Below are 9885 nucleotides of genomic sequence, written 5' to 3'. Positions count from 1 at the left end.
ATTAGTAAAATACAAAATGACTAAAACCTTATTTCCATTTACCTAACATAGAGACAAGCGTTTTAAAAGGCTATAAGGCACTCTAAATAGTGCGAAGGGGAATTGGCAAATTATGAATTATGAATTTTGAATTGGGCACAAGCTGCAAGCTTGCGCCAGCGGGGGGTGGCACAAGCTGCAAGCTTGCGCCAGCGGGGGGAGCTTTTTTATCTTAACTTTTATTTAACAACGGAAAACAAAAAAGAGTATTATATTTGCAGCAAATTAAAAAAATAACATATGAAAAAGATTTTACTTGGCTTTTTAGCCGCAGCTACTTTTTTGGTAGGTTGTAACAAAAATGAGGACACACCTAATAACATTCCTCAGAACCCAAACTTGCCAAAGAAACTGATTGATAAAAACAAAGATGGTAATATAAAAGAAGTGCGCTCATTTACCTATACAAGGAATTTGCTTACTGAAGTTGCCATTACTGAATACAATAATGGTGTACAAACAGGTACCACTAAGATTGTTTACAGCTACGAAGGTAACCTTATAAAAGAAGTAAAAGGAGATGAAAATGAATTGAAATACTACTACGAAAATGGAAAGATTTCTACAATAACCGAAAATGAGATGGGTCATATCCTTACTATCCAATGTACCTATAAGGGTAATCGGCTTACTAATGTATTAGTTACTCACTCGGAAACAGTATCTGTAAATGGAGATGTGCAAAGCGGTACAAGCTATATAGAGACACAATACACTTATGGTGGCAACACTGTAACCCAAGTAATGAGCTCTTATACTAAAGATAAGAATGGGGTGATAATAAATAGCTACGGGGTGGATAGCAAAACAACAATTTACACTATTGTCAATGATAATATACTGAAAATCATAGACAATGAAAATTCTATAGTATGTGAGTATGACAATCACCCTAACCCTGCATATGAACTAGATAAATTGGTGGGAACAAATGTATATAAATTATTTGATGTGGAGTTCTCTAAAAATAACATTACAAAGATTACTAAAACAAACCTAAAGACACCAAAGGTGGAGGTAACAACTTTTGAATACCGCTATGATGCGTCAGGTCGCCCTATAGAGATAAAAAAATATATAAAAGAGGGTGATGACGAGCGAAAATTAGATAGTATTAGAGAATTTGAATATTAGTAGTTAGTATCAAAGTGAACTATACAAGCCTCTCCTAAGCGGAGGGGCTTTTTTGCGTTTCCCTATTACAATTTACCTAAGAAAATTAATTTATTAATCATTGCAATTAAATATTATTTCTTACCTTTGCCAAAAATATTTTAATTATGAAAGTAACTTATTTAGGACACGCTTGCGTGAATATTGAAATTAATGGTAAATACTTTTTGGTAGACCCTTTTATCTCGGCTAACCCTTTGGCAAAACACATTGACATCAACTCTGTTCCTGCGGATTATATTCTTATTACTCACGCTCACGGCGACCACATTGCTGATGTGGAGGTTATTGCGAAACGCACAGGGGCTCAGCTGATTAGTAACCCTGAAATACTACAATACTTTCGCAACTTGGGGCTTGATGGGCACGATATGAACATCGGGGGGTCGCACCGCTTTGAAGATGGTACTGTGAAGATAAAAATGATAAAGGCTGAACACTCGTCTTCATTTCCTGATGGCACCTATGGAGGTAACCCTGCGGGATTTTTAGTGATTTACAACGACCAAACTATCTATATATCGGGGGACACGGCTTTGCACTACGATATGAAGATTATCCCGCACCAATACCGCATCGATTTGGGTATCTTCCCTATAGGCAATAACTATACTATGGGGGTGCGCGATGCTCTTACTGCGGCTCGCTTTGTAGAAACTAACAACGTGCTGGGGGTGCATTACAACACTTTCCCTGTAATTACTATAGACACGGAAGCTGCGGTACAAAAATTTAAAGACGACCACCGCAAATTGCTATTACCTGCTATAGGAGAAACGATTAATGTGATATAGGCATCGTTAGTCACTAATGATTAGTCGTTAGTCGCTAGCAAGTGTTGTGGCTAACGACTAAAAACTATGGACTAACTACTAAAAGACTAATAACTCATAAAAAAAATGAATAAAAAACTCATCATTATACTCTTATCACTTGTTACTTGTATGGCAATGGGGCAAGCGTTTCAGCCTATTATGCCGCTGAATACGCCTCCGCTATTGGCTGGGAATTTTGCAGAATTGCGCCCGAATCACTTTCACGGGGGATTGGACTTTAAGACTTTAGGGAAAGAGGGTTTGGAGGTGTTGGCTGCACAAGATGGCTATATCTCGCGGATAAAGGTAAGTCCGTATGGTTATGGGAAAACGCTTTACATTACTCACGCCAATGGTTATGTAACTACCTATAATCATTTGCAAAAGTACGCCCCTGAAATAGAGGCTTTTGTAAAGAAAAAGCAATACGAAAAACAAAGTTACGACATAGACATTATCCCAACGGAAGATATGTTTGTAGTAAAGAAAGGCGATTGGGTAGCGGTGAGTGGCAACACAGGAGGCAGCCAAGGTCCGCACTTGCATTTTGAGGTGCGCGACACGAGCAATAACGGCTGGAATCCGTTACTTTTTGGCTTTAACGACATTGAAGATACCACTCCGCCAGAGGTTACACAACTATTTGCTTACTCGCTTAGCGAAGATGCACAAGTGGAGGAAACCCAATTGCCACGCCAAATTCACAAAACCAAACAGCCTGATGGTACTTACCTTGCCGATAAAATTTCAGCTATTGGCACTATAGGTTTTGGCTTTAGTGCTTATGACAGGCAAGACGGTACTGCTCACAAAAACGGGATTTACAAAGCAACCTTACAGCTGAATGGTGAAACCCAATTAGTATCAGCCTTTGACAAAGTAAATTTTGACGATACTCGCTACATCAATGTATTAGTGGATTATCCTCACTATATAGATCATAAAGGCTTTGTGCAGCTGTTGTACAAAACACCAGGCAACAAACTAGAAATTTACCCTGTACTGAACCCTAACAATGGCTACCTTACTATCGCTGAAGGGCAACAATACACAGTTACAGTGATAGTGGAGGATTTTAAGGGCAATGCTACTCGCATCAATATTCCTATTGAAGGGGCGCGCACTGAACTAAAAACTCCACGCCCAGAAAACAAAGGTAATACTGAAATTATCGCTAACAGAGACAACTATTACGAACTGCCCAATGGCAATGTGTATTTCCCTGAAAACACTTTCTACGAAAACATCAAAATTAGCCTTAGTGGCGAAGGTGAATCGGTGCAAATAGGCGACTATAAAACGCCGATACACAAGTTTTACACGCTGAGCATCAAGAATACGAAGTACAAAGATGACGAGGTGAACAGGGTATACATATCACGTGGGGGGAGCTTTGAGCCTACGGTGTATAAAGACGGCTTTTTTACGGCACGTGTGCGCGGCTTAGGTCGGTTTTCGCTTCGCAAAGACGAAACGCCTCCTATAGTAAAAGCACTTAACTTTAAGAACAAAGGCAGTGTAAAAGCCGATGTACTAAAACTGAGTGTAAACGATAACCTCAGCGGCTTTTCTCATTGTTCGGCTACCCTAAACGGGCAGTGGATTCTCTTTGAGTACGAACCTAAAAACCACACCCTGAAATTCAATTTTTCCGACATACCCCCTTTTGACAGCAATAGCTACGATTTGGAGGTAAAAGCCTTTGACAAAGCAGGTAATGTAGGCACTCTAAAAGCGACTTTTACAAGATAATTCAATAAATAACTAAAAATATACAGAAAAATGAAAAAGATTATTTTTACCCCCAATGCACCAGCCCCTATAGGTCCTTATACCCAAGCTGTAGTTGCTGGTAACACTCTTTACGTATCGGGACAAATACCCGTAAACCCAGCCACAGGCGAAGTAGTAAAAGGCATAGAAGCGGCTACCGAACAAGTGATGGAAAACCTAAAGGCTATTCTTAGCGAGGCAGGTGCGAGTTTTGAAAATGTAGTGAAAACGACTATTTTTTTGGCTGATATGGGTCAGTTTGCACAAGTAAATGCTGTATATGCACGTTATTTTGACGAGGCTACCGCACCTGCACGCGAAACGGTGCAAGTGGCACAATTGCCTAAGGCTGTAGAGGTAGAGATTTCGTGCATAGCGGCATTGTAAACTTCAAAAACAATTGTAATGGCAGTACAAAAACCAAGTATCCCCAAGGGGACAAGAGATTTTTCACCCAACGAAGTTGCTAAGCGTAATTTTATCATCAATACTATCAAGAATGTTTTCACTAGTTTTGGTTTTCAACCTATAGAAACCCCAAGTTTTGAAAATTACGATACCTTGATGGGAAAATACGGCGAAGAGGGTGATCGTCTTATCTTTAAAATACTCAATTCGGGAGATTTTACACAAGGGGTAAAATCTGAAGATTGGGAAGCTAAAAATGCGCAACGCCTTACGCCGCAACTTTCGGAAAAGGCGTTGCGTTATGACCTTACGGTACCTTTTGCACGCTATGTAGTGCAACATCAAAACGAACTTACTTTTCCTTTTAAACGCTACCAAATACAACCTGTATGGCGTGCTGACCGACCACAAAAAGGGCGATTTAGAGAGTTTTACCAGTGTGATGCCGATGTGGTAGGCTCACACAGCTTATGGCAAGAAATAGAGTTTATACAGCTGTACGATTGCGTATTTACTGCATTAAACCTAAAAGGGGTAACTATCAAGATAAACAATCGCAAAATATTAAGTGGTTTTGCCGAAATGATAGGCGAACAAGATAAACTAATAGATTTTACTGTTGCTTTAGACAAACTTGACAAAATAGGCAAAGAGGGCGTTATTGCTGAAATGCTCGCTAAAGGTATCGGTGCTGAAGCTATTGAAAAGGTAAAGCCTATTTTTAGCTTGGAAGGTTCGTTTGCCGAAAAATTGGAAGTGTTAAAAGCTATGTTGGCTAGCTCGGAAACAGGTCTAAAAGGAGTGGAAGAGCTCTCGTTTGTAGAGCGACAGCTTAAGCATCTTCCGCTACAAACGGCATTGATAGACCTTGATGTTACCTTGGCGAGAGGGCTAAATTACTATACAGGTGCTATATTTGAGATTGCGGCGCCAAAAGGGGTGCAAATGGGCTCTATTGGCGGTGGTGGCAGGTATGACGACCTCACAAGTATCTTTGGACTAAAGGGTGTGAGCGGTATTGGAGTTTCATTTGGTTTAGACCGCATAGGCTTGGTAATGGACGAGCTATACCTCTTTCCTGAAACTATCAACAATGGGTTGGAAATATTATGCTTAAACTTTGGCGATGCCGAAGCCTTGCAATGCACACAGCTATTGCAACAATTGCGCCAACAGGGCAAAAGGGCAGCTCTTTACCCTGATGCTGCAAAAATTAAAAAGCAAATGGAATACGCTAACAAAAATCAGATTCCTTTTGTAATTATTATAGGTGAAAGCGAATTGCAAAACGGCACTTTTGTACTGAAAAATATGCTAAGTGGCACTCAAGAAGTGTACAAAACAAGTGAAGTAAACACAATAGTATGGCAATGAGAGAAAAACAATTGGCAGCTTTTGGCAGGCTTTTAGACATTATGGACGACCTGCGCGCTAAATGTCCGTGGGACAAAAAGCAAACGATGGAAAGTCTGCGCCACCTTACTATAGAAGAAACTTACGAATTGGGCGATGCTATCCTGAACAACGACCTTCAGGAAGTGAAAAAGGAGCTTGGCGACCTGCTATTGCACATTGTTTTCTACGCCAAAATAGGTAGTGAAACAGGTGATTTTGACATTGCTGATGTGGCTAATGGCGTGTGCGACAAACTCATAGTACGCCACCCCCACATCTATGGCGATGTGAAGGTAGCCAACGAAGAAGATGTAAAACGCAATTGGGAAAAAATAAAGCTACAAGAAGGTAACAAAAGTGTGCTGGGCGGAGTGCCCCAGAGTTTGCCTGCTCTTGTAAAAGCAAGTAGGATACAAGATAAAGCGGCAGGTGTAGGTTTTGACTGGGAGAATATAGACGATGTATTTGCTAAAATAAAGGAAGAGATAGACGAACTTCACGCGGAAGTAAAAGCACAAAAGCACACCGCCATAGAAGCAGAATTTGGCGATGTGCTTTTTAGCCTAATAAACTATGCTCGTTTTCTAAAAGTGAATCCTGAAGATGCCTTGGAGCGTACAAACAAAAAGTTTATTACGCGCTTTCAGTACTTAGAGCGCAAGGCTGCCGAAAGCGGCAAATCGTTGCGGGATATGACTTTAGCCGAAATGGAAAGCTATTGGCAAGAGGCTAAAGGGGTTTTTGAGCCACCAAAGCAATAGCATCGAGGTTTTGCTGATGCTTGCGGAAAGATTGCTTCATCTTTTGCACTCGCTTGCGCAAATCGGGGAAACGCAACAAATTAAACAGGAATTTGAGGGTACGGAAAAAGCCCTCATCTTCCAATATGCGACTGCTCTCTAACAACAACATTGGACTGTGTTGCTCTTTTATCACCTTAAAGCCTTGTTCTTCTAGGAGTGTTTTCCACTCTTTAGCTGTCATTGGGCGAGCGTGTACCCTAATATTACTACTGAGGTCTTTGAAGAGGTCGTTTTTGACAGCCTCGCTAACCTCATCAGGTTGCAACCCAAGTTCGTGAATGGCATAGTAGCCTCCTGCTTTCAAGATACGATAAGCTTCGGCAATGATAGCTCGCTTATGCTCAAGGGGTTGCATAGTGAGCATTGCTTCGCCATAAACTTTATTGACAGAAGCATCGGCGAGGGTAGTGTGGGCAGCATCGGCATTGATAACACGAGCACTTTCATACTTGATACTCTTCTTTGCCAGCGCAGCAGCTTCTTCATTTTTATCGATTCCTGTATAGCTAAAAGGCTTGTAACTGCAAGCGATATTGGCGGTGAACCCGAGTCCTGGGGCAAACTCTACGATGTCGTCTTTTGGAGTAATATCCAAATTTTTGACGAGCCACTCAGTAAGGACACGACCACCAGGGCGCAATACGCGTTTGCCTAATTTGGCGAGTATCCAGTGCCCTTGTTTTTCATTTAAAGTTGTTTCAGTACTCATAAAGATGATATTTAATATTTAGGACACAAAGGTACGAAATCTTTTTGAATTGAGGATATGAATGATTAATTTTTGGATAGCATTTGTTTAGAAAAAAATTATTATCTTTGCAGCATCAAATAATTTGTAGATATGAGAATGTATATTTTTATGGCATTGTTGTGCTGTACTACTACGGGGGTATTTTCCCAAAATAGTGAAGAGATAAATCAGGAACGAGCGAAATATGAACAGCCTTATCACCCTGAAGAGGACGGCGATAAGCGTATAACAGAACTGCTAAAGCAAGCTAAAAAAGAGCGCAAAAAACTATTGGTGCAAGTTGGTGGTAATTGGTGTGTGTGGTGCTTACGCTTTAACAACTTGGTTACGAAAACGCCTGAATTGAAACGCATTTTAGACAAGAAATATATTTACTATCATCTGAACTTTTCACCTGAAAACAAGAATGAAGCGGCTTTTAAGAAATATGGAAACCCCGGTGCAAAATTTGGGTATCCTGCTTTCTTGATTTTGGATAGCGATGGCGTTGTGCTTTTCACCCAAAAGAGTGAAGAATTGGAGGAAGGCAAAGGTTATGACCCTAAAAAGGTGAAAAAGTTCTTGCAAGGAAGATTATAAAGCTAAATAAAGCTTACTAAAATATTACTTTATATTTTTACGAATCACTTAAATGTATATTATATGAGTGAATTGAGTGTAAATCATCTATTGGGTATCAAATATATTACAGAGGAAGATATTCGGCTGATATTTGAGACAGCAGACCATTTTAAAGAGGTTATCAATCGCCCTATTAAGAAAGTACCTTCGCTGCGTGACATTACTATTGCCAATCTTTTTTTTGAGAATAGTACTCGTACTAGGCTATCATTTGAATTGGCTGAAAAACGACTTTCGGCTGATGTGATTAACTTTTCAGCCTCACAATCATCGGTTACAAAAGGAGAAACGCTTGTGGATACGGTGAATAATATTCTTTCGATGAAAGTGGATATGGTGGTGATGCGACACCCTAACCCTGGTGCAGGGGTGTTTCTCTCTCAACACGTAAAGGCTGCGATAGTGAATGCTGGTGATGGGGCTCACGAACACCCTACACAAGCACTTTTAGATTCGTATTCTATACGAGAACGCTTGGGGGAGGTTGCTGGCAAAAAGGTGGTGATAGTGGGTGATATATTACACTCAAGGGTGGCACTCTCTAATATCTATGCCTTGCACAAACAAGGTGCTGAAGTAATGGTATGCGGGCCTCAAACGCTTATTCCTAAATATATACACGAATTAGGAGTGAAAGTAGAGACAAATTTGCGCAAAGCACTAAATTGGTGCGATGTGGCTAATATGTTACGAATACAAAATGAACGTCTTGATATTAGTTATTTTCCTTCAACTCGTGAGTATGTGCAACAATATGGGCTTACAAAAGAAATTCTCGACTCCTTAGATAAAGAAATTGTAATTATGCACCCAGGCCCTATCAATAGAGGGGTGGAGATTACAAGTGATGTGGCTGATAGCTCGCAATCAATTATCCTACAACAGGTAGAAAATGGGGTGGCAATACGTATGGCAGTTATATATTTATTGGCAAGCAAGCTGTAAGTAAAGAGTAAATACAAAAAAGCGCGATGTTTATCATTCAAAACATCGCGCTTTTTTGTTGTCAATTATTAGAATAGCTATTTTTTTATTCGGATAGTAATAAGGGCAAAAGCTAAGGTAGTAAAGAATGAGAACATCGCATATACGAGCGCAGGTTTGGTCATATCAGTATTGTGCATTAAGGTTCCTGCTACAAAGATAGCCAAAACCGTGTTTTGTAGTCCTACTTCTATACTAATGGTAGTAGCTTGTACCCCTGAAAGCCTGAACGGAGGTTTTATAGCTATAAAATAGCTAAGAATCATTGAGCTGAGGTGCATTAGCAAAGTAGCTGGTAATAACCTGATAATTTCATCTACTGAGATACCACTTCCTCCAGCCTCTTCACTTGCAAAAAATTTGATAAGAAATACAATACCTAAAAGAGTAGTATTTATAACCTTTAGGGGAAACTTAATTTTAAGAGCTATATTTGAAAAAAAACGATTGAATAGCAATCCTAAGAGAGCTGGAGCAATAATAATTTTGGTTACATCCCACACCATATTGAGTATAGGAAGTGATACTTCGGTATGTCCACCCATAAAAACAGCTACAGCCCAATTGGATATAATAGGGATGGTAATGAGTATCAGCAGACTGTTTACTGCGGTGAGCGCTACAGCTAAGGCAGTGTCTGCCTTTATGAGGTAGCTGATGAAGTTGGAGGTAGTGCCACCAGGGCAAATAGATACTATAATAAGTCCTATTTTCTCAGCAGGTGAGAGGTTTGCAAATTCGGCAATAATAAAAGCACATATAGGTAAAAATACCATTTGCAAGAAAAGCCCCAAATAAAGGGGCTTTGATTTTCTAAATATATTTTCAAAATCGGCAAAGTGTAATGAACTACCTATTGCAAAGGTAATAAGCATCAATACTGCCGAGAGTAGGTAATCAATATAGGTCATTTTATATCTTGTTTATTTGAGTGGCAAAGGTACAAAAACTATTCCTAAAAGCAATTACCTAACGTATAAAAATCCTTTTTGTTCTTCCAATCTATTATTTTTGTAATACCTTAAAACATAGAAAAACGTACCTGCTAAAGGTTTGTTTCCTATTATATTCTTTACATTGGCATATCCTCTAAATATTTCTCCTCTTTCTTGATAATGGTCAC

At 39.7% G+C, this 9885-nt stretch carries 10 protein-coding genes; 8 read left to right on the top strand and 2 right to left on the bottom strand.

Annotated elements, in window-relative coordinates; translation table 11 throughout:
- Window positions 1–279 precede the first annotated feature (279 nt).
- The 6 genes from HMPREF9075_RS09840 (at window position 280) to mazG (ending at window position 6364) form a co-directional block, all read left to right on the top strand.
- Complete coding sequence (locus HMPREF9075_RS09840; protein WP_009416429.1) at window positions 280–1173, top strand: hypothetical protein; 894 nt, start codon at window positions 280–282, stop codon at window positions 1171–1173.
- 146 nt (window positions 1174–1319) lie between these two features.
- On the top strand, window positions 1320–2006 hold the full coding sequence (locus HMPREF9075_RS09835; RefSeq protein ID WP_009416428.1) for a metal-dependent hydrolase: 687 nt from the start codon (window positions 1320–1322) through the stop codon (window positions 2004–2006).
- A gap of 105 nt (window positions 2007–2111) precedes the next feature.
- Window positions 2112–3779 (top strand): M23 family metallopeptidase, encoded by a 1668-nt coding sequence (locus HMPREF9075_RS09830; protein WP_009416427.1) that lies wholly within the window; start codon window positions 2112–2114, stop codon window positions 3777–3779.
- Between the two features lie 30 nt (window positions 3780–3809).
- Window positions 3810–4187 carry a RidA family protein gene (locus HMPREF9075_RS09825; protein WP_009416426.1) on the top strand — a complete coding sequence of 126 codons (378 nt, stop codon included), beginning with the start codon at window positions 3810–3812 and terminating at the stop codon, window positions 4185–4187.
- An 18-nt stretch (window positions 4188–4205) separates the two neighbouring features.
- Window positions 4206–5582, top strand: a complete 1377-nt coding sequence (hisS, locus tag HMPREF9075_RS09820) for a histidine--tRNA ligase (protein ID WP_009416425.1) — start codon at window positions 4206–4208, stop codon at window positions 5580–5582.
- The gene (gene mazG, locus HMPREF9075_RS09815; protein WP_034557493.1) at window positions 5579–6364 is read left to right on the top strand and encodes a nucleoside triphosphate pyrophosphohydrolase; all 786 of its coding nucleotides are present in this window, start codon (window positions 5579–5581) and stop codon (window positions 6362–6364) included. Before hisS ends, mazG begins: the two co-directional genes overlap by 4 nt.
- On the opposite strand, the gene HMPREF9075_RS09810 is transcribed toward mazG, so the two are convergent.
- Window positions 6333–7115: a class I SAM-dependent methyltransferase gene (locus tag HMPREF9075_RS09810; protein WP_009416423.1), complete on the bottom strand. Its 783-nt coding sequence runs from the start codon at window positions 7113–7115 to the stop codon at window positions 6333–6335. The two genes, mazG and HMPREF9075_RS09810, sit on opposite strands and share 32 nt — an antisense overlap.
- Window positions 7116–7247: 132 nt before the next feature.
- Here HMPREF9075_RS09810 and HMPREF9075_RS09805 point away from each other — a divergent pair, with 132 nt between their 5' ends.
- Both HMPREF9075_RS09805 and HMPREF9075_RS09800 read left to right on the top strand, forming a co-directional pair.
- The gene (locus HMPREF9075_RS09805) at window positions 7248–7736 is read left to right on the top strand and encodes a thioredoxin family protein (protein WP_009416422.1); all 489 of its coding nucleotides are present in this window, start codon (window positions 7248–7250) and stop codon (window positions 7734–7736) included.
- Window positions 7737–7799: 63 nt separating this feature from the next.
- Window positions 7800–8723: an aspartate carbamoyltransferase catalytic subunit gene (locus HMPREF9075_RS09800; RefSeq protein WP_009416421.1), complete on the top strand. Its 924-nt coding sequence runs from the start codon at window positions 7800–7802 to the stop codon at window positions 8721–8723.
- Between the two features lie 77 nt (window positions 8724–8800).
- Here the strand turns inward: HMPREF9075_RS09800 and HMPREF9075_RS09795 are convergent, their stop codons facing one another.
- Complete coding sequence (locus HMPREF9075_RS09795; RefSeq protein WP_009416420.1) at window positions 8801–9673, bottom strand: bile acid:sodium symporter family protein; 873 nt, start codon at window positions 9671–9673, stop codon at window positions 8801–8803.
- Window positions 9674–9885: the final 212 nt, after the last annotated feature.

Origin of the sequence: Capnocytophaga sp. oral taxon 332 str. F0381, assembly GCF_000318275.2 — a bacterium.
Lineage (GTDB): Bacteria > Bacteroidota > Bacteroidia > Flavobacteriales > Flavobacteriaceae > Capnocytophaga > Capnocytophaga bilenii.
This window is presented reverse-complemented; position numbering and strand designations above follow the sequence as displayed.

Excerpts from the sequence above, each read along its gene's own strand:
- HMPREF9075_RS09810 (WP_009416423.1), bottom strand. The coding sequence starts at position 7,115 with ATGAGTACTGAAACAACTTTAAATGAAAAACAAGGGCACTGGATACTC.
- mazG (WP_034557493.1), top strand. The coding sequence starts at position 5,579 with ATGAGAGAAAAACAATTGGCAGCTTTTGGCAGGCTTTTAGACATTATG.
- HMPREF9075_RS09835 (WP_009416428.1), top strand. The coding sequence starts at position 1,320 with ATGAAAGTAACTTATTTAGGACACGCTTGCGTGAATATTGAAATTAAT.
- HMPREF9075_RS09840 (WP_009416429.1), top strand. The coding sequence starts at position 280 with ATGAAAAAGATTTTACTTGGCTTTTTAGCCGCAGCTACTTTTTTGGTA.
- HMPREF9075_RS09830 (WP_009416427.1), top strand. The coding sequence starts at position 2,112 with ATGAATAAAAAACTCATCATTATACTCTTATCACTTGTTACTTGTATG.
- HMPREF9075_RS09795 (WP_009416420.1), bottom strand. The coding sequence starts at position 9,673 with ATGACCTATATTGATTACCTACTCTCGGCAGTATTGATGCTTATTACC.
- HMPREF9075_RS09805 (WP_009416422.1), top strand. The coding sequence starts at position 7,248 with ATGAGAATGTATATTTTTATGGCATTGTTGTGCTGTACTACTACGGGG.
- HMPREF9075_RS09800 (WP_009416421.1), top strand. The coding sequence starts at position 7,800 with ATGAGTGAATTGAGTGTAAATCATCTATTGGGTATCAAATATATTACA.
- hisS (WP_009416425.1), top strand. The coding sequence starts at position 4,206 with ATGGCAGTACAAAAACCAAGTATCCCCAAGGGGACAAGAGATTTTTCA.
- HMPREF9075_RS09825 (WP_009416426.1), top strand. The coding sequence starts at position 3,810 with ATGAAAAAGATTATTTTTACCCCCAATGCACCAGCCCCTATAGGTCCT.